Consider the following 17,910-nt stretch of genomic DNA (forward strand, 5'->3'; position numbering starts at 1 on the left):
CTCGAGTTGGTGTTCAGCGCGACTTCAGCGCGCAGATAACCACCCAGCTTGATGCAGGTGTCGGTGCCCGGGATGTAGTAGAAACCCGCGCCGTACAGCGAGCAGATCTTCACGTATTCGACCGCCTTGGCCTTCACGGGGAGATCGGCTGCCTGCGCTCCGCCCACGGCGATCAGACCCGCCGCTGAGCCGAGCAAAAGGCTCTTAACCAACTTCATGTTAAACCTCCAAGTTGCTCTTCAGGGAAGGTCACTGACCGGACGGCCAATTCCCCAACCCCCTCTAAATCACCGCCTTGGCCCCCTTCGCGCCTTCGGACACACCCGCATGAACGCGAGGGACTTAAGCGAATGACCTAAACGGGACGACCTCGGGATGCCCCCCTCCGTCGCTCAGTCACAATTACCGAACGTCCTTGCACACACAACAAGAGAACGCTTCGAAACGGGCCCACGAAGCTTGTTTTCCGACGGGTGTTGCACAAATAACACGCAGATGTGATCGCATCGCTCTCGCAACATATTGTTTTTGCTTATCTTTTTGAAGTGGTTCCATTCGCCGCCAAAACTCCTCACCTGAGGCAGCGGCGGCCGGGCACCGCGCTGTTGCGGCTCCGGCTGAACTCGAATCGTAGAATCGGACCGAGACTCACGGCTGAGACTCAAAGGCGAAACACGAACCGGGGCGACTGGCCGTCCGCTCGCGACGCTCACAACAATCCGAGGGCACCCGAGCTGCGGCGCCTCTATATGCGGCGGCTCTATATATGTGTGGCTCGCCGGGGATGGCGCAGCGATATCGGGATCAGGGCCAGCTCGGTCAGCCAAGACCGAGGGATTCGGCACTCGACAGGCCTTCCCTGCCCCGCCTCTCCAATTGCTTTAATCAATTCAATATCTTACGCGCGCACCGACATTCTGATGCGCGGAATCGTCTTTCGGAATGCGGCGGAGGCGCCAGCTCTGCACCTATTCTCGCAACGTGACGCTGCCGCCCCGGGCGCAAACCCGTCTTGTTTCGAAATTCGCTGGGAATATTCGAGCGAAAACACACGCTTCCAAATTGACCGGCCCAAGTAATTAGATGCATAAGGCTCGCACCGGAGAGGTGGCCGAGTGGCTGAAGGCAACGCTTTGCTAAAGCGTCATACGGTCTCAAGCTGTATCGAGGGTTCGAATCCCTCCCTCTCCGCCACCCAGCGGCAGAATCGGTCAGGATCTGGGCGTTCTTTCACCTGAAAGCGATTGCGAGGCCGCAGCGAAAGCCTGGCGCAGGAATCACCCCGCAAGAATCACATGCAAGAATCACCCGCAAGAATCGGCGCGGCTGCGCTCAGAGCCGATTCGCACTGACCTTATATGTGTGCGTCCGCGTCTAGCGGTGGAACCGCCAGATCCGCCAATGCGAGGGCGAGATCAGCACGGCCTCGTCGGCCCAGACGTTGAACCAGACGCCGGACCTGCGCCGGCACGGAAACGACCAGGGCAGAATCCCCGTCTTGTGCAGGCGGCCGAGTTCCAGCTCGCACTCATCGGGAGCGATCTGAATCGGCAGCCATCGTCCATTGGTGTCGGGGTCGTTCATGCCGCCCGGGTCTTATGTGGCGGCACGACGGAAAAACTTGATTCAGCGCAACCAGGCCCACCCGTGCGAACACGGGTGTGGATGGGATTCTATATTCAGTGGGTCGAAACCCACGCCCTCGCCTCGCGCTGTGCGACCGAGATCTCGGCTTCCGACATCTGCCCGGCAACCTCCTGGCGCAGCGCCACGGCGTCCTTGCGGCCCTTCAGCGCGGCGAGGTTGAACCATTTATGCGCGGCGACGAGATCGACGAGGCCGGAGCGGCCGCTCGCCCAATAGACGCCGCGCTCGAACAGCACGTCCGACAGCGTGCTCGTGTCGATCGGCGTTGCCGTCTCCAGATCGAAAGTACCCTGAAACATAACGCATCCCCTTTGTTCTTATGCCGCCTCGTTCCCCCGAGCGCGGCTCCCGTCCAACTCTGATGTGCATGACCCTTCCCGGGATCTTGCACTGTTCAACTCATCCCCAAGTCTGGTTGCCCAAGTCTGGTTGCCCAAGTCTGGTTGTCCAAATCTTGTTGCCGTTTGCCGGCTTGTTGGAGGCGATGATGGCGGGCAAATTTGAATGGCAGTTTAAGTATCGCGATGAAGCAGACGTAAACGCGCCCGCGCCGCGCCGACGCGGGGGTTTCAAGAAATCCCTGATTTGCAGGCACTTCTGCGATTCGTCAGATTTTGTTTACCGCAGGATTTTGGGACATCGATAACCATCGCGCGCTGTCGTGCGCGTGATGTGGCGTCCATCCTCGCTGGCGTCACCGGCGACGCAGGCCCGCCAAGGCTTCGCCGCGGTCTTGGGACGCCGACGCTTCAGCGAAGGCGGCGGCCGGGGCGACCGGGTACTCCAGAGACAGCAATGTCCCAGGAGAGAGTGCGGCGCACCGGATCCGGTCGGAGCCGGGTGACGATACTGGCATTGCAGGAGAAGCGGCACGCAGGCAGCGCGCGATCGATCGGCGGCCCGCGCCTGCCTCAAGGCGGCGCAGCCATGCACAGCGCGATCGCGCCGTGGTCAGGTCAGCAATGTCTGGGAAAGGATTGCCGGCAATACCCCGGCCTCAAGAGAACGAGGGCGTCGGCGAACACGTCAGGACCAGATTCCACGATGGCCCGAAGGCCGCTTGTGAAATTGCGGAGCTCCTTGCGGAGAGCCGCACCGAACGAAGAAAACTCGTTTCTTCTGCCGGACCGCAAAGAGAACGGTCCGACCGTTGACCTGATGTCTCGCCGACACCCTCTATCGTCGATCAGATCCTCCAGGAGGCGCTGATGACGTGCCGGCTGCTAGAGCCGGCAAATTCAGAAGTCGAAGTTACTTCTTCTTCTTGGCGACCTTGCGGGTCTTCTTCGCAGTCTTCTTCACTGCGCTCTTCGCCTTCTTCGCCTTCTTCGCTTTCTTGGCCATGTTGCCCTCCGATGTGTGAGATGGCTTTAATCGCTGCGTGCAGTCGGGGATCGAATGCACTCATCCCGAATACACCAACACGACGAAAAAAACAGCGTCTCGCTTAAAGAAGTGTTGACGACGCAACGCGCGTGCGCTTGGCGAGCGCGATGCAAGCGCACTGCACGACGCGTGCGATCGACTGCAGAGAGTGCTCGCAACATCGATGTTCGCGGCATATGCGATTGCAGAAAAACACTATGCAGCAAGTATTTTTCTGTAGGCGCGCATCGCGCACGATCATCGCGATGACATGCACCGCCAATCGCGCGATCACCTCGCGAAGGCGCTTCGCGGACTCTGAGTCGCGACTTTTGGCAACGAAAATATTTTCATGATTAACGGCGCGAGCGCCCGTCGAAGCGCGTGCGAGGCGCCGTTTTGCGCGAATCGCGTGACGGCGATTCGGTCGTCACATCGCAGCTGATCGGGATGAAGTTTGCCGCCGAGGATGCGCGCGAGCATCGCATCGAGAGCGGAAGCGAGGTGACGAAGCGCGTCCGCCACCTCGCTCGAGCGCGTGAGATCAGACGCCGAGCTTGGACTTGAGCAGGTCGTTGACGCTTTGCGGGTTGGCTTTGCCGCCCGAAGCTTTCATCACCTGGCCGACGAACCAGCCGAGCGACTGCGGCTTGTCCTTGACCTGCGCGGCCTTGTCGGGATTGGCCGCGATGATGTCGTCGACAACCTTTTCGATCGCCGAAAGGTCCGTGACCTGCTTCATGCCGCGACTTTCGACCAGCGCGCGGGGATCGCCGCCTTCCTGCCAGACGATCTCGAAAAGATCCTTGGCGATCTTTCCGGAGATCGTGCCCTCGCCGATCAGGTCGATGATCGCAGCCAGTTGCTCGGCGCTCACCGGAGAGCCCGTAATATCCCGCCCTTCCTTGTTGAGACGGCCGAACAGCTCGTTGATCACCCAGTTCGCCGCCATCTTGCCGTCGCGCGCGCGGTTGCCGAGCCTGTCCAGCACGGTCTCGTAGAACACCGCGCTCTCACGCTCGGCGACCAGCACGCTCGCATCATAGGCCGACAGGCCGAAATCGGCGACGAAGCGCGTCTTCTTCTGGTCCGGCAGCTCGGGCAGCTCGGCCTTCAGCTCATCGACGTAGCTTTGCGAGAACTCCAGCGGCAACAGATCGGGATCGGGGAAGTAGCGGTAGTCATGCGCCTCTTCCTTCGACCGCATCGAGCGCGTCTCGCCCTTGTTGGGGTCGAACCGGCGCGTCTCCTGCTCGATCTGCCCACCATCCTCCAGGATCTCGATCTGGCGACGCGCTTCATACTCGATCGCCTGGCCGATGAAGGTGATCGAGTTCATGTTCTTGATCTCGCAGCGGGTGCCGAGCGGCGCGCCGGGCTTGCGCACGGACACATTGACGTCGGCGCGCAAGGATCCCTTCTCCATGTCGCCGTCGCAGGTGCCGAGGTAGCGCATGATCGAGCGCAGCTTGGTTACATAGGCCTTGGCCTGCTCGGCGTCGCGGATGTCCGGTTTCGAGACAATCTCCATCAGGGCCACGCCGCAGCGGTTGAAATCGATGTAGGAGAGCGACGGCGACCGGTCGTGCAGCATCTTGCCGGGATCCTGCTCCAGATGCAGCCGCTCGATACCGATGGTGGTGGTCTTGCCGCCGTCGAGATCGACGATCACCTCGCCCTCACCCACGATCGGCGAGGCGTACTGGCTGATCTGGTAGCCCTGCGGCAGGTCGGGATAGAAATAGTTCTTTCGGTCGAACACCGAACGCAGATTGATCTTCGCGTTGAGGCCGAGCCCGCTCCGGACAGCCTGTCTGACACATTCCTCGTTGATGACGGGCAGCATGCCCGGCATCGCGACATCCACCAGCGACACCTGGCTATTCGGCTCGCCGCCGAACGCCGTCGACGCGCCCGAGAACAATTTTGCGTTCGAGGTCACCTGGGCGTGGATCTCGATGCCGATGACCATCTCCCAGTCGCCGGTTGCGCCTTTGAGAAGTTTGTGCGTGGCCGTACTCATGTTGTGCTCCCGAGCAGCGTGGTGGCGATCCGCTCCCACTCCGCTTCCAATGAATCCTTTGCCGTCGGCCGGCCGGCCTGGCGGTACCAATAGCCGGCATTGCCGAGATCGCCTTCGATGCGGTGCAAGTAAGCGTGCACCCAGGCGGCGTCGCGGCCCTGGTCATCCTGAACGATCTTGTGGGCCTCGTCCCAGTCGCCCTTGGCGGCCCACCACAGACCTCTGAGCGGCGCGTTCAGATCCGGCGCAGGCGCCGCGCCGTCGAGGCTCGCGATGAATCCAGCGACATTCACCACCACCTCGTCGGCGTGAAGCGGCCGGCGGCCTGCTCGATCACCTCGCCGAGCGAGAACAGCGTCTCCTCATCGAAGGGACGGCCGATCAGTTGCAGGCCGAGCGGCAGGCCTTGCGCGTCCTTGCCTGCGGGAACGGCGATGCCGGGCAGGCCCGCCATGTTCACGGTCACCGTGAAGATGTCGTTGAGATACATCTCGACCGGATCGGCACCGCCCTTCTCGCCGATGCCGAAGGCGGCCGACGGGGTCGCCGGAGTGAGGATCGCGTCGACGCCCTTGGCGAAGCAATCCTCAAAGTCCTTCTTGATCAGCGTGCGTACCTTCTGGGCGCGCAAATAATAGGCGTCGTAATAGCCGGCCGAGAGCACATAGGTGCCGATCATGACGCGACGGCGCACTTCCGCGCCAAACCCTTCCGCGCGGGTGTTCTCGTAGAGCTCGTTGATGGTCTTGCCCTGCTCGCGCAGGCCGTAGCGGACGCCGTCGTAGCGCGCGAGGTTGGAGGACGCCTCCGCCGGCGCCACGATGTAATAGGCCGGCAGTGCGTATTTGGTGTGAGGCAGCGACACCTCGACGAGTTCCGCGCCGGCGGCCTTCAGCCACGCCGCGCCCTCGGTCCAGAGCTTCTCGATCTCGGCCGGCATGCCGTCGAGGCGATACTCCTTGGGAATGCCGATCTTCATGCCCTTCACCGACTTGCCGATCGCGGCCTCGTAATCCGGCACGGCAATGTCGACCGAGGTCGTGTCCTTCGGATCGTGGCCGGCCATCGAGCGGAGCAGCATCGCAGCATCGCGCACGCTGCGCGCGATGGGACCTGCCTGGTCCAGCGAGGAGGCAAAGGCGACGATGCCCCAGCGCGAGCAGCGGCCATAGGTCGGCTTGATGCCGACGGTCGCGGTGAATGCCGCCGGCTGACGGATCGAGCCGCCGGTGTCGGTCGCGGTCGCGCCCATGCACAAGAGCGCCGCCACGGCCGAGGCCGAGCCGCCGGACGAGCCGCCCGGCACCAGCGTGGTGTTGCTGCCCTCGCGCCGCCAGGGATTGCCGACGGGACCGAAGCACGAGGTCTCGTTGGCCGAGCCCATCGCGAACTCGTCATTGTTGAGCTTGCCGAGCATCACGGCGCCGTCGCGCCAGAGCTGCGAGGTCACCGTGGACTCATAGGTCGGCACGAAATTGCCGAGAATCTTCGAGCACGCCGTGGTGCGCACGCCCTTGGTCGCGAACAGATCCTTGATGCCGAGCGGGATGCCGGCGAGCGGGCCGACGTCGCCCTTGGCGATCTTCTGGTCTGCGGCCTTCGCCATGCTGCGCGCCTGGTCCGGCGTCTCCATCACGAAGGCGTTGAGCACGCGCGCGGCTTCGATCGCGTTCAGATGCGCGTCGGTCAGCTCGAGGGACGTGAAAGTCTTGTCGGCGAGACCCTTGCGGGCCTCGGCGAGCGTCAGTGATGTCAAATCGGTCATTTATTGATCGGGCTGCAGAAGAACGGAGACAGGGTCTTGTCGTTGGCCGGGTCGTCTTTCTTGGCGGCGGCGTTCGCGGCCGCCTCGATCTCGTCGAGCACGGCATTGACGGCGACATTGGGGTCGGCAGCCTTGCCCTGCCGCTCCATCTTGTCGAGGTAATTCATATAGGCCTGATAGGCCTTCTCATCGTCGCAAAGCAGACACATCGGACTTGGTCCTGAGAACTATTCAACCACCTTCGGCACCAAGAAGAAGTGCCCCTCGGTCGCGGGCGCGTTGGCAACGATATCGTCGGCGATCCCGCCGTCATCGACCACGTCCTGCCGCTTCTTCATCTGCATCGGGGTGACCGAGGTCATGGGCTCCACACCCTCGACATTGACCTCCGAGAGCTGCTCGACGAAGGCGAGCATGGCGTTGAGCTCGCCCTGCAGATGCGGAACCTCGTCCTCGGAAACCGCAATGCGCGCCAGATGCGCGATGCGGCGGACGGTAGCGGCGTCGACGGACATTATATAAGGCCTCTCACGGCAAAACCTATGTGCCGTATAGCAGAGGCCGCTTTTGCGCCGCAACCGGCCGGCGGGCTTAGCCGGCCAGCGCTTTCATGCGGGCCAGCGCCGATTTGGCGAGATCCCGGGTCAATTCGGCCGCGGGAAGCTCCCGGCCCATGGCGATCGCCTGTCCAGCCCAGAGATTGGTGAAATCCGGGCGGCCCTGCTTCTCGGCTGCCGCCTTGAGCGGCGCCAAGGCCGTCGCGGCGTGGGGGAACGGCGGCGCATCCGCCGAGATCGGGCCCGCTTCGCGCATCAGCCGATTCTGGACGCCGCGCGCCGGCCGCCCCGTCATGACATTGGTGATGACGGTGGAATCGTCGCGTCCTTCGGCCAGTGCGGCGCGCCCCGCCGCGGTCACCTTGGATTCCGGACAGCGCAAATAAGCGCTGCCGATCTGCACGCCGGAGGCGCCGAGCGCGAAGGCCGCGGCGATGCCGCGTCCGTCCGCGATGCCGCCGGCGGCAATGACGGGCACCTTCACGGCGTCGACGATCTGCGGCACCAACGCAAGATTGCCGGGTTGCTCCGCGATCTTGTCGGTCAGGAACATGCCGCGATGGCCGCCGGCCTCCGCGCCTTGCGCGATCACGGCATCGACACCGCGTTGATCGAGCCAGACGGCCTCCTTCACCGTGGTGGCCGACGCAATCACGAGACATCCGGCCGCTCTGACCCGGTCGAGCAGCGCCTTCTCCGGCAGACCAAAATGGAAGCTGACGACCTCCGGCTTCAGCTCTTCCACGACCGCGCACATCGCCTCATCGAACGGTGCCCGGTTGGCCGCGTTGACCGGCGCTGCCGGGTCGAGGCCATGTTGCCGGTAGTAGTCTGCAAGGCGCTGCTTCCAGCGCGCCTCCGCCTCTTGCGTGAGTTCGACCGGCGTGTGGCAGAAGAAGTTCAGATTGACAGGCGCCGTCAAGCCCTTGCGGATGGTGGCGACCTGCTCGCGGATTTTCTCCGGCGACAGCATCGCGCACGGCAAAGAGCCCAGCGCGCCGCCCCGCGCCGCCGCAATCACGAGCTCCGCATCCATCACGCCGGCCATCGGCGCCAGCACGATCGGAAATTCGGTCTTGAAGAGGTCGATCAGTCGACGGTCAGGCCACATGGGTTTGCTCTCTCGTTCTGACCCTCTCCCCTTGTGGGAGAGGGTGGCTCGCCGCATAGCGGCGAGACGGGTGAGGGGTTTGCATCCGCGGAAGCAAACTTCTCGGATTTGACTTTATTCTCCGCGGATAGAACCCCTCATCCGGCGCTGCGCGCCACCTTCTCCCACAAGGGGAGAAGGAAAGGCACTCGAATTGCGTCTTCCTTCCAGCAGTTGCTCCGCTTCGGTCGCAATGCGTTCGACGATCTCGGCGGCGGGCGGGATATCATGGATCAGCCCGACTGCCTCGCCGGCAAAGACTGCGGCAACCTCGAAATTACCCGCGGCTTTTGCCGCAGCATATTCCGCAGCGACCTCCCCTGCGCGCTGCATCAGCTCGACCTCGCGGCCGGTCCAGCGCCTGATGTGATCGTTGACCAGCGTTCGTGCCGTGAACGGGGCTGGCCAGAACAGGCTTCGCGACCAGTCAACGACGACGCCGCGCACCGTGTCGTTGCCGGTCGCCATGCAAATGCGTTCCTTGGCCTCCTGCGCGCCATTGGCCTCCACGCTCGCATAGAAACGCGTGCCGATCAGCACGCCGGATGCGCCCAGCATCATCATGGCGGCGAGGCCCCTTCCGTCGGCGATCCCGCCGGCCGCGACGACGGGCACCCGTCCGGCCGCGAGATCGACGATCGCAGGCACTATGTCGACCGTGGTACGCGATGCGCCATGGCCGCCCGCCTCCGTCCCCTGTGCGATCAGGATCTCCGCGCCGGCATCGAGCGCCTGCCTGGCCATGTCCTCGCTCTGCACCTGGCAGATCAGCCGGGCACCGCTCGCCGCAACGCGCGGCGCGAACGGCGCGGGATCGCCGAATGACAGCATGATGGCCTGAGGACCAGCGTCGAGCGCGATGTCGAGCAGCTCGGGCCGCTTGGCCAGGCTCCAGGTGATGAAGCCGATCGCGAACGGCGCAGAGCCCTTCAGCTCTGCCGCTTCCGTCCGAAGCCGGACGGGGTCGCCGTATCCACCACCCAGGATGCCGAAGCCGCCAGCCTCGCTGACGGCACGGGTCAGCCGACTGCCCGCGATCGTATCCATGGGAGCCAACAGGATCGGATGCCTGATCCCGAGAAGCTCCGTCAGCGGCGTGGCAATAGGCATGGGTCCTCCCACTCTGGACAGGAAGACTAGGCGCAAATAACATTCTTCAAAATTGAATTCTACAGAACGCTGCCATCTCAAAAGAGAAACGGACCATGGAACTCAGCGATCTCCAGACCTTCGCGATTGTGGCCCGCACCGGCGGTATCACCCGCGCCGCGCAGGAGCTGAATACCGTGCAATCCAACGTCACCCAGCGCGTCAAGGCACTGGAGGCGGAGATCGGCACGGCGCTGTTCGAACGCCATAGCCGGGGCATGACGCTGACCGGCGCCGGCAAGCGCCTCCTGCCCTATGCAGAGCGGATGGCTGCGCTGTCGCACGAGGCCGTGCTTGCCGCGCGCGACGATGGCGAACCCAAGGGACCACTTGCAATCGGCTCGATGGAAACGACTGCAGCGGTGCGACTGCCGCCCCTGCTCGCCGATTTCCATCGCCGCTTTCCCGCCGTGCGGCTCTCCTTGCGCACCGCCCCCACGGCCGATTTGGTCGCAGCCGTGCTCGAAGGCGCGCTCGACGGCGCTTTTGTCGCGGGCCCCATCGCGCATGCCGACCTCACCGCAACGAGCGCTTTTCGCGAGGAGCTGGTGCTGGTCAGCGCGCGGCGCTGGGCTTCGCTCGCCGAGCTGCGCGCCGGCACGCCGGAATCCGGCCCGACCGCATTGGTGTTCCGCACCGGCTGCACCTATCGCCAACGGCTCGAGCAGATCTTCGTCGATTACGGTTGGCCTTCGGCCGCGCGCTTCGAGCTCGGCACGCTCGACGGCATGATCGGATGCGTCGCCGCCGACATGGGCGTGACATTGCTGCCGCGTGCGGTGGTCGAACGCAGCGCCATGAACGGCAACGTCTCGATCCACACGCTCAGCGCCGCGCATGCGCGCGTCGAGACGCTCTTCATCCAGCGGAGCGCCGGACATCAAGCCAGCGCGCTGAGCGGCTTTGCCGCTTGCCTGAAGACCGACGAGGAGGTCATCGCGGCCTGAGGTGCCATCGCCGCAGCGCCACGATGGACCAGATCGCTTCGACGAGACCGAACGGCCAGGCGCCCTGGAGAAAGCCGTAGGCCGAGCCGAGCGCGCAGGACGCGGCGAACAGTAGCACGAACCAATGGCTGCGGTCTTCCATGGCGTAAGTGACCAGCATCGCTGTGACGGCGAACAGGCCGAATAATGTCAGCGCATCCATTGTTCCGGGTTCACTCCGCGGCGCAACGCGTGATATGCGCTACACATGCCGGCTCTTATCCTGCCTCTCGTCGACGCTGCAACCCACTGGCCCGCGCGCGGCGCGCTGGTCGGGCTCGATCTCGGCACCAAGACCATCGGCGTTGCCGTGTCCGACCCGGACCGGCGGCTTGCGACCGGCGTCGAGACGATCAAGCGCAAGCAATTCAAGCAGGACGCCGCCCGGCTGCTGTCGATTGCGGCGGAGCGCAGGGTGGTTGGTTTTGTGCTCGGCCTTCCCATCAACATGGACGGCAGCGAGGGCCCGCGCGCGCAATCCACCCGCGCCTTCGCCCGCAATCTTGCCGGTCTGACCGCCCTCCCCATCGGCCTGTGGGACGAGCGCCTCTCGACCGCTGCGGTCGAGCGTGAGCTGATCGGCATGGACGTCAGCCGCGCCAAGCGTGCCGAGGTGATCGACGAACACGCCGCAATCTTCATCCTGCAAGGTGCGCTTGACCGTCTCGCCAATGTCGGTCCAAGGACCGCCTGACCGATGGTCGTCGTCATCGCGGCGCTGCTGCCGGTCTTCATCCTCATCGTACTCGGCGTCGTGCTGAAGCGCAGCCTGATGCGGCTCGACACGCAATGGCACGGGCTGGAGCGGCTGACCTATTTCGTGCTGTTTCCGATGCTGCTGATCCAGACGCTGGTGAAGGCCGACCTCTCCAAAGTGCCGGTCGCCGGCGTCGGCGGCGCGCTGCTGCTGTCGGCGCTGGCAATGTCGCTGCTCTGCCTCGCGCTCCGCCCTGCCCTGGCGCGGCTCGAGATCGACGGCCCCGCCTTCACCTCGATCTTCCAGGGTGCGACCCGCTGGCAGACCTTCGTGGGACTGTCCGTCTGCGCCAACATGTTCGGCGATGTCGGGCTGGCGCTCGCTTCGGTCGCCATGGTCGCCATCATCCCGCTCGTCAACGTGTTCAGCGTCGCCGTGCTCGCCCATTACGCAGCGCCCGAAAAGCAATCCGGCCGCACCATCGTCATGACGGTGGTTCGCAATCCCCTGATCTGGGCCTGCGCGATCGGGCTCTTCATCAATGTCACCCATTTGCCGCTGCCAAAGCTCTGGCATGAGGTGGCCGACGCGCTCAGCCGCTCCTCGCTCGCGATCGGCCTGCTCGTCACCGGCGCCGGGCTGCATCTCGAAGGCCTGCTGCGGCCGAGCGTCGGCGCTGCGCTCGGCGTCGTCTTCAAGCTGGTGCTGATGCCGGCAATTGCCCTCGCTCTCGCCGTCTGGTTCGGACTGTCGGGCGAAAGCCTGGCGATCGTCGCGATCTGCTCGGCGGTGCCGACCTCGTCGAGCGCCTATGTCCTGGCACGCCAGATGGGCGGCGACGCGCCGCTGCTGGCGCAGATCATCACGCTGCAGACGATCCTGGCCGCGATCACGATGCCGATCGCGATCGCGCTGGCGGCCTAACTCCCCAGCCACATCGTCAGCACCACCGCGGTCAGATTGTTCAGCGCGTGCAGCACGATGGTGAGCCAGAGCGAATTCGCGCGATAGCGCATGTAGCCGAACCACAGACCGATGGTGAAGACTTCGGCGAGGAAGTACATGTCGTATTGCAGGTGAACGATGGTCCACACCAGGGACGACAGCAGGATCGCGCCCGGCACCCGCAGGAAGCTCGCCGACCAGCCGCGATAGAGGAAGCCGCGCGCCAGGATCTCTTCGGACATCGGGGCGGCCACGCTAAAGGCGAACAGAAGCAACAGCGCCGCGCCCTTGTCGCGGCCGGATTTCAGCAGATCGGTCATGAAGCCCGGCGTCGCCTCGCGGCCGAGCGCGCGCGACATCGTCTCCCAGACCACCACGATCAGGATGAGGCCGACAGCGCCGAACAGGAGCTGCTTCCAGGACGGCCAGTGCAGGGCGAGATAATCGATGAAGGAAGCCTTCTTGATGGCGATGGCGAGCCACACTGCCAGAAGCGTCGCCGGCAGGCCCATGACGACCGAGAGCGCAAGCGTCTGGGGCTCGTGGCCGACGAGCTGGAGCGAGGCGAAGTCCATGGGCAGACCACGCTGCGCCACCAGCAGGACGACGGCGCCGATCTGCCCGACGAACATCGCGACGAAGATGAAGAGGCCCCACAGGGCCGTGCCCCAGAACTTCCAGACGCGTGGCGTCGCTGGCGCCACGGTCAGCGGCGGGCGATCGGGATCAAGGGAATCCATCGGGACGCTTTCGTTTGGAAGACTCACGGCAGCGCCCGCTCCAGCAGCGCGCGCACCTCGCCGCTCTCCAGTTCGACCGCGCCGTACATGCTGGCGTGGTTAGTGGCGAGCCGCGTCGCCGCGAACAATTCGGCATGGCGCGGCGACACGCCGTTCAGCGCCGCAGCCGCGGCTAGCAGCGCCAGCTTCTCGACGGCAAGCCGCGCCATGCGTTCGCCATCGGCGCGGCGGAAGGTCTTGCCGATGAAGCCGACCGTATCCCCCGCCCCCGGCAAACCCTTCGTCTCGGCCGCCAACGATTGCAGCACGGCCGTCGCCGCCTCCGGCTCGCGCGAGAGTGCGCGGAGCACGTCGAGGCACATCACGTTGCCCGAGCCTTCCCAGATCGCATTGACCGGCGACTCCCTGTAGTGCCGCGCCAGAATGCCGTCCTCGACATAGCCATTGCCGCCGAGGCACTCCATGGCCTCATAGAGGAACGGCGGCGCGCTCTTGCAGGTCCAATATTTGATCGCCGGGGTGAGCAGCCGCATATAGGCCGCCTCCGCCGCATCGTGCGGCGTGCGGTCGAAGGCGCGGCAGAGTCGCATGATCAGCGCCGTGCTCGCCTCGACATGCAGCGCCATGTCCGACAGCACGGCCTGCATCAGGGGCTGATCGGCCAGATGGTTCTGGAACACGCTGCGGTGACGGGCGTGATGCAGCGCATGCGCCAGCCCCGAGCGCATCAGGCCGACGGAGGCGATCGCGCAATCCTGCCGCGTCAGCTGCACCATCTGGATGATGGTCCGGATGCCCTTGCCCTCCTCGCCAACCGCTTGCGCATAGGCGCCGACGAATTCGACTTCGGACGACGCATTGGAGCGGTTGCCGAGCTTCTCCTTCAGCCGCTGGAACTGGATCGCATTCACGGAACCGTCGGGTGCAAAGCGCGGCATGAAGAAGCAGGTCAGCCCCTGCCCGGCCTGCGCCAGCACCAGGAAGGCATCGCACATCGGCGCCGACATGAACCATTTATGGCCGGTGATGCGATAGGCATCGCCCTCGCGCACCGCGCGCGTCATGTTGGATCGCACGTCGGTGCCGCCCTGCTTCTCGGTCATGCCCATACCGAGCGTCATGCCGCGCTTCTGCCACCACGGTGCAAAGCTCGGGTCGTAACTCCTGGTCGACAGCACCGGCATCAAGCGCGCCAGCAGATCCGGCTGCATCGCCAGCGCACCGACCGAAGCGCGCGTCATCGTGATCGGGCAGAGATGGCCGGTCTCGACCTGCGCGGCCATGTAGAATTTGGCCGCACGAATGACTTCAGCGGCCTCGCCCGCGGGCTTTCCGTCCGCCGTCCATGTCGAATTGTGCACGCCGGCATGCGCGCTGTGCGCCATCAGCTCGTGATAGGCCGGGTGAAACTCGACCTGGTCGCGGCGATTGCCTTTTGCGTCGAAGGTGCGCAGCTTCGGCGTGTTCTCGTTTGCGAGGCGCCCGCGATCGGCCATCGCCGCCGAGCCCCATTGCTTGCCGAATGCAGAGAGCTCGCGTTCCGCCGCCGCACCGCCATTGGCCTTCACCGCATCGACCAGCGGCCGGTCCACCGTGAACAGGTCGATTTCCTCGAACGGCGGTGACTGATTGAAGACCTCGTGGGTCGCAAAGCTCGGCTGCGTCATTAGGTTCCTCGGCGCGGAATCAGTTCCGCCGCGGCTGGATCGGGAAATCATAGGCCGCTCCACCGGCCCCCGGCAGGGAAAAATGCCACCACTCCTTCGAATAGTTCACAAAGCCTTGCCTGGCCATCGCAGCCACTAGCCGCTTGCGCCAGCTGCGCTGCTCCGGCGTGATCGATAGTGCCGCAGTATGGCCCTTCGTGTCGGTACAGTCGTAGCCGGTCCCCATGTCGACACTGCCTTCGGGGGCGCGCGCTTCGACCGGTGCGGTGCAATCGGCATAGGTCCTTGATGGGTCGTATTTGGCGGAGTTGTCGGCTTTCAGATCGACCAAGGTCAAATCGAGCGCCGCACCGGTGGAATGCTGCGAGCGGCTGGCGATGTAGCCGAGGCGGAACAGCTCGGTCTTCGGGATCTTCGGATTGTAGCGCCGCTCGGCGGCGGTCTCGTGACCGTTCTGCGACCACTTGACCATGTCGAGCGAGGCCCGCGCCGGCCGGTAGCAGTCGAACATCTTGAGCGAGAGATTTTGCGCGGCGAGCTCCTGCTGCACCGCCTTCAGCCGCAGCCCGACTTCGCGCTTCACCACGCATTCACCCGCATTGTAGCCGGCGAGCGGACGGCCAACGAAATTGTTGGATGTAGCGTAGCGGATGTCCTGGATGATGCTGGGGTCGATGTCGCGCAAATAAACGAAATCGCCGGGGAGCGATTGGGCGTGGGCGGATGAGGCAGCAAAGACAACGACGATCGCAATTCGAACTGATTTCACAATATCCATCCACACGTCATGGCCGGGCTTGTCCCGGCCATCCACGACCTTTCTGCGGCCACAGTGCAAGAACGTGGATGCCCGGGACAAGCCCGGGCATGACGGAGAAGACAAACCGACAGATCAGGGGATAACTCCCCGCCCCGGCATTGGCCCTTGCCCACCCCGCCGTCCACGCCTATAGCTCTCGTTTTAATGACATCGAAATCGACCTTCGTCCTCGGCCACCGGCATTTGCTGGGCATCGAGGGCCTTTCCGCGGCCGACATCACCGGCCTGCTCGACCTGTCCGAAGAATATGTCGAGCTCAACCGCCAGGTTGACAAGAAGCGCACCGTCCTGCGGGGACGGACGCAGGTGAACCTCTTCTTCGAGGCCTCCACCCGGACCCAATCCTCGTTCGAGCTCGCGGGAAAGCGGCTCGGCGCGGACGTCATGAACATGTCGGTCGCCTCCTCGTCCATCAAGAAGGGCGAGACGCTGATCGACACCGCGATGACGCTGAACGCCATGCACCCGGACATCCTGGTGATGCGCCATCACGCCTCCGGCGCGGTGGAACTGCTGGCGCGCAAGGTTGACGGTTCCGTGATCAATGCCGGCGACGGCGCGCATGAGCATCCGACCCAGGCGCTGCTCGACGCGCTCACCATCCGCCGCAACAAGGGCCGCATCGAGGGGCTCGTGGTCGCGATCTGCGGTGACGTGCTGCATTCGCGCGTCGCCCGCTCCAACATCATCCTGCTCAACACCATGGGCGCCCGCGTCCGCGTGGTCGGCCCCTCCACGCTGCTGCCGCCCGGCATCGAGCGGATGGGCGTCGAGGTCGCGCGCGACATGCGCGAGGGTCTCAACGGCGCCGACATCGTCATGATGCTGCGGCTGCAGCGCGAGCGCATGAACGGCTCCTTCGTGCCGTCGTCGTCCGAATATTTCCATTATTTCGGACTCGACCAGAAGAAGCTCGCCTACGCCAAGCCGGACGCCCTCGTGATGCATCCCGGCCCCATGAACCGCGGCGTCGAGATCGACTCGATCGTGGCCGACGGCGCACAGTCCCTGATCCGCGAACAGGTGGAGATGGGCGTCGCCGTGCGCATGGCGGTGCTGGAAGCGCTCGCCCGTAACCTGCCGAACGCGTGATGCCGATGTTGACCGATCGCCGCCCCATCCTGCTCGCCAACGCCCGCGTCGTCGATCCCTCCAGGGATTTCGATGGTGTCGGCGACGTCCTGATCGCCGACGGCACCATCCGCGAGACCCGCCGCGGCATTGGCGCGGCCGGCGTCCCCGAGGGCACCGACATCGTCAACTGCTCCGGCAAGATCGTCGCGCCCGGCCTGGTCGACATGCGCGCCTTCGTCGGCGAACCCGGCTTCAGCCATCGCGAGACCTTCGCCACCGCCAGCCAGGCGGCCGCGACCGGCGGCATCACCACCATCATCTGCCAGCCCGACACCTCGCCGGTGATCGACAATTCGGCGACCGTCGACTTCGTGATGCGCCGCGCCCGCGACACCGCGATCGTCAACATCCAGCCGATGGCCGCCCTCACCAAGGGCATGCACGGCCAGGAGATGACCGAGTTCGGCCTGCTCAAGGCCGCAGGCGCGATCGCCTTCAGCGATGGCACGAGAAGCGTGACCAATGCGCAGGTGATGCGCCGCGCGCTGACCTACGCGCGCGATTTCGACGCGCTGATCGTGCACTTCACCGAGGACCCCGATCTCGTCGGCGAAGGCGTGATGAACGAAGGCGAGTTCGCCTCGCGCCTCGGCCTGATGGGCATCCCGAGTGCGGCCGAGGCCGTCATCTTCGAACGCGACATGCGCCTCGTCGCCCTGACCGGCGGCCGCTATCACGCGGCCTCGCTGAGTTGCATCGACTCCCTCGACATCCTGCAGCGCGCCCGCGATGCCGGGCTTGCCGTCAGCGCCTCGGTCTCGATCAACCATCTGGCGCTGAACGAGAACGACATCGGCCCCTACCGTTCCTTCCTGAAGCTGTCGCCCCCGCTGCGCAGCGAGGACCACCGCCGCGCGCTGGTGGCCGCGGTGGCCTCCGGCCTCCTCGACGTCATCATGTCCGACCACAATCCGCAGGACGTCGAGGTCAAGCGCCTGCCGTTCGCCGAAGCGGCCCCCGGCGCCGTCGGCCTGGAGACCATGCTGCCGGCGGGCCTGCGCCTCGTGCACAATGGCGAGATGGACCTGAAGACGCTGATCCGCGCGATGTCGACCCGCCCGGCCGAGCTGCTGGGCCTGCCTGGCGGAACCCTGCGCGCCGGCAGCCCGGCCGACGTCATCGTGATCGACCCCGATGTGCCCTGGGTGGTCGATCCCGCCGACCTCAAATCGCCCTGCAAGAACACCCCGTTCGACGAGGCCCGCTTTACAGGCCGCGTGGTGCGCACCATTGTCGGCGGCCGCACGGTGTACGAGCATGTCTGA

19 protein-coding genes and 1 tRNA gene are annotated in these 17,910 nt (G+C 64.7%); 6 read left to right on the forward strand and 14 right to left on the reverse strand.

Translation table 11 applies throughout. The features are described 5' to 3' along the window. Nucleotides 1-218 (reverse strand): porin (locus RPS27_RS31825; RefSeq protein ID WP_198293747.1); only part of this gene is annotated, 218 nt, incomplete at its 3' end. A gap of 883 nt (nt 219-1,101) precedes the next feature. Between RPS27_RS31825 and RPS27_RS31830 the strand changes: the two genes are divergently transcribed. Further along, nucleotides 1,102-1,194: transfer RNA gene (locus tag RPS27_RS31830), tRNA-Ser, on the forward strand. A 180-nt stretch (nt 1,195-1,374) separates the two neighbouring features. On the opposite strand, the gene RPS27_RS31835 is transcribed toward RPS27_RS31830, so the two are convergent. The 9 genes from RPS27_RS31835 to RPS27_RS31875 form a co-directional block, all read right to left on the reverse strand. After that, nucleotides 1,375-1,584, reverse strand: a complete 210-nt coding sequence (locus RPS27_RS31835) for a hypothetical protein (RefSeq protein ID WP_194407711.1) — start codon at nt 1,582-1,584, stop codon at nt 1,375-1,377. 95 nt (nt 1,585-1,679) lie between these two features. After that, nucleotides 1,680-1,946, reverse strand: a complete 267-nt coding sequence (locus RPS27_RS31840) for a hypothetical protein (protein ID WP_212068305.1) — start codon at nt 1,944-1,946, stop codon at nt 1,680-1,682. 1,610 nt (nt 1,947-3,556) lie between these two features. After that, on the reverse strand, nt 3,557-5,035 hold the full coding sequence (gene gatB, locus RPS27_RS31845) for an Asp-tRNA(Asn)/Glu-tRNA(Gln) amidotransferase subunit GatB (RefSeq protein WP_212068306.1): 1,479 nt from the start codon (nt 5,033-5,035) through the stop codon (nt 3,557-3,559). Further along, entirely contained in the window at nt 5,032-5,334 is a 303-nt protein-coding gene (locus RPS27_RS31850; protein WP_211416703.1) for a hypothetical protein, read from the reverse strand. Before RPS27_RS31850 ends, gatB begins: the two co-directional genes overlap by 4 nt. Beyond that, nucleotides 5,325-6,800 (reverse strand): Asp-tRNA(Asn)/Glu-tRNA(Gln) amidotransferase subunit GatA, encoded by a 1,476-nt coding sequence (gatA, locus tag RPS27_RS31855; protein ID WP_212068307.1) that lies wholly within the window; start codon nt 6,798-6,800, stop codon nt 5,325-5,327. The genes RPS27_RS31850 and gatA overlap by 10 nt, the downstream gene beginning before the upstream one ends. Next, a complete protein-coding gene (locus RPS27_RS31860) occupies nt 6,797-7,009 on the reverse strand; it encodes a hypothetical protein (RefSeq protein WP_018321091.1) in 213 nt (70 codons plus the stop codon). The genes gatA and RPS27_RS31860 overlap by 4 nt, the downstream gene beginning before the upstream one ends. An 18-nt stretch (nt 7,010-7,027) precedes the next feature. After that, a complete protein-coding gene (gene gatC / locus RPS27_RS31865; RefSeq protein ID WP_025036738.1) occupies nt 7,028-7,315 on the reverse strand; it encodes an Asp-tRNA(Asn)/Glu-tRNA(Gln) amidotransferase subunit GatC in 288 nt (95 codons plus the stop codon). A 76-nt stretch (nt 7,316-7,391) separates the two neighbouring features. Then, a complete protein-coding gene (locus RPS27_RS31870; protein WP_212068308.1) occupies nt 7,392-8,468 on the reverse strand; it encodes a nitronate monooxygenase family protein in 1,077 nt (358 codons plus the stop codon). A gap of 114 nt (nt 8,469-8,582) precedes the next feature. Then, entirely contained in the window at nt 8,583-9,617 is a 1,035-nt protein-coding gene (locus tag RPS27_RS31875; RefSeq protein ID WP_212068309.1) for an NAD(P)H-dependent flavin oxidoreductase, read from the reverse strand. Between the two features lie 95 nt (nt 9,618-9,712). Here RPS27_RS31875 and RPS27_RS31880 point away from each other — a divergent pair, with 95 nt between their 5' ends. Continuing rightward, a complete protein-coding gene (locus RPS27_RS31880; RefSeq protein WP_285812316.1) occupies nt 9,713-10,603 on the forward strand; it encodes a LysR family transcriptional regulator in 891 nt (296 codons plus the stop codon). Here the strand turns inward: RPS27_RS31880 and RPS27_RS31885 are convergent. Continuing rightward, entirely contained in the window at nt 10,590-10,805 is a 216-nt protein-coding gene (locus RPS27_RS31885; protein WP_212068311.1) for a hypothetical protein, read from the reverse strand. The two genes, RPS27_RS31880 and RPS27_RS31885, sit on opposite strands and share 14 nt — an antisense overlap. 45 nt (nt 10,806-10,850) lie before the next feature. Between RPS27_RS31885 and ruvX the strand changes: the two genes are divergently transcribed. Together ruvX and RPS27_RS31895 are read left to right on the forward strand one after the other, a co-directional pair. Continuing rightward, on the forward strand, nt 10,851-11,336 hold the full coding sequence (gene ruvX / locus RPS27_RS31890; protein ID WP_212068312.1) for a Holliday junction resolvase RuvX: 486 nt from the start codon (nt 10,851-10,853) through the stop codon (nt 11,334-11,336). A gap of 3 nt (nt 11,337-11,339) precedes the next feature. Beyond that, nucleotides 11,340-12,263, forward strand: a complete 924-nt coding sequence (locus RPS27_RS31895; RefSeq protein WP_212068313.1) for an AEC family transporter — start codon at nt 11,340-11,342, stop codon at nt 12,261-12,263. Here RPS27_RS31895 and RPS27_RS31900 read toward each other — a convergent pair. From RPS27_RS31900 to RPS27_RS31910, 3 genes are read right to left on the reverse strand one after another with little or no spacing between them, the layout of a single operon-like run. After that, the gene (locus tag RPS27_RS31900) at nt 12,260-13,024 is read right to left on the reverse strand and encodes a CPBP family intramembrane glutamic endopeptidase (RefSeq protein ID WP_211416697.1); all 765 of its coding nucleotides are present in this window, start codon (nt 13,022-13,024) and stop codon (nt 12,260-12,262) included. The two genes, RPS27_RS31895 and RPS27_RS31900, sit on opposite strands and share 4 nt — an antisense overlap. A 23-nt stretch (nt 13,025-13,047) precedes the next feature. Next, nucleotides 13,048-14,691: an isovaleryl-CoA dehydrogenase gene (locus RPS27_RS31905; RefSeq protein WP_313754930.1), complete on the reverse strand. Its 1,644-nt coding sequence runs from the start codon at nt 14,689-14,691 to the stop codon at nt 13,048-13,050. Nucleotides 14,692-14,710: 19 nt separating this feature from the next. Continuing rightward, nucleotides 14,711-15,469, reverse strand: a complete 759-nt coding sequence (locus RPS27_RS31910) for a M15 family metallopeptidase (protein ID WP_212068315.1) — start codon at nt 15,467-15,469, stop codon at nt 14,711-14,713. 186 nt (nt 15,470-15,655) lie between these two features. On the opposite strand from RPS27_RS31910, the gene RPS27_RS31915 reads away from it, so the two are divergent. Together RPS27_RS31915 and RPS27_RS31920 are read left to right on the forward strand one after the other, a co-directional pair. Next, a complete protein-coding gene (locus tag RPS27_RS31915) occupies nt 15,656-16,603 on the forward strand; it encodes an aspartate carbamoyltransferase catalytic subunit (protein WP_194407696.1) in 948 nt (315 codons plus the stop codon). A gap of 5 nt (nt 16,604-16,608) precedes the next feature. After that, a complete protein-coding gene (locus RPS27_RS31920; protein ID WP_212068435.1) occupies nt 16,609-17,910 on the forward strand; it encodes a dihydroorotase in 1,302 nt (433 codons plus the stop codon).

The organism is Bradyrhizobium sp. WYCCWR 12699, from assembly GCF_032144035.1.
Taxonomy (GTDB): Bacteria; Pseudomonadota; Alphaproteobacteria; order Rhizobiales; family Xanthobacteraceae; genus Bradyrhizobium.

Excerpts from the sequence above, each read along its gene's own strand:
- RPS27_RS31900 (WP_211416697.1), bottom strand. The coding sequence starts at position 13,024 with ATGGATTCCCTTGATCCCGATCGCCCGCCGCTGACCGTGGCGCCAGCG.
- RPS27_RS31870 (WP_212068308.1), bottom strand. The coding sequence starts at position 8,468 with ATGTGGCCTGACCGTCGACTGATCGACCTCTTCAAGACCGAATTTCCG.
- gatA (WP_212068307.1), bottom strand. The coding sequence starts at position 6,800 with ATGACCGATTTGACATCACTGACGCTCGCCGAGGCCCGCAAGGGTCTC.
- RPS27_RS31910 (WP_212068315.1), bottom strand. The coding sequence starts at position 15,469 with ATGGATATTGTGAAATCAGTTCGAATTGCGATCGTCGTTGTCTTTGCT.
- RPS27_RS31905 (WP_313754930.1), bottom strand. The coding sequence starts at position 14,691 with ATGACGCAGCCGAGCTTTGCGACCCACGAGGTCTTCAATCAGTCACCG.
- gatC (WP_025036738.1), bottom strand. The coding sequence starts at position 7,315 with ATGTCCGTCGACGCCGCTACCGTCCGCCGCATCGCGCATCTGGCGCGC.
- RPS27_RS31880 (WP_285812316.1), top strand. The coding sequence starts at position 9,713 with ATGGAACTCAGCGATCTCCAGACCTTCGCGATTGTGGCCCGCACCGGC.
- gatB (WP_212068306.1), bottom strand. The coding sequence starts at position 5,035 with ATGAGTACGGCCACGCACAAACTTCTCAAAGGCGCAACCGGCGACTGG.
- RPS27_RS31875 (WP_212068309.1), bottom strand. The coding sequence starts at position 9,617 with ATGCCTATTGCCACGCCGCTGACGGAGCTTCTCGGGATCAGGCATCCG.
- RPS27_RS31920 (WP_212068435.1), top strand. The coding sequence starts at position 16,609 with ATGTTGACCGATCGCCGCCCCATCCTGCTCGCCAACGCCCGCGTCGTC.
- RPS27_RS31840 (WP_212068305.1), bottom strand. The coding sequence starts at position 1,946 with ATGTTTCAGGGTACTTTCGATCTGGAGACGGCAACGCCGATCGACACG.
- RPS27_RS31835 (WP_194407711.1), bottom strand. The coding sequence starts at position 1,584 with ATGAACGACCCCGACACCAATGGACGATGGCTGCCGATTCAGATCGCT.
- RPS27_RS31895 (WP_212068313.1), top strand. The coding sequence starts at position 11,340 with ATGGTCGTCGTCATCGCGGCGCTGCTGCCGGTCTTCATCCTCATCGTA.
- RPS27_RS31915 (WP_194407696.1), top strand. The coding sequence starts at position 15,656 with ATGACATCGAAATCGACCTTCGTCCTCGGCCACCGGCATTTGCTGGGC.
- RPS27_RS31885 (WP_212068311.1), bottom strand. The coding sequence starts at position 10,805 with ATGGATGCGCTGACATTATTCGGCCTGTTCGCCGTCACAGCGATGCTG.
- RPS27_RS31860 (WP_018321091.1), bottom strand. The coding sequence starts at position 7,009 with ATGTGTCTGCTTTGCGACGATGAGAAGGCCTATCAGGCCTATATGAAT.
- ruvX (WP_212068312.1), top strand. The coding sequence starts at position 10,851 with ATGCCGGCTCTTATCCTGCCTCTCGTCGACGCTGCAACCCACTGGCCC.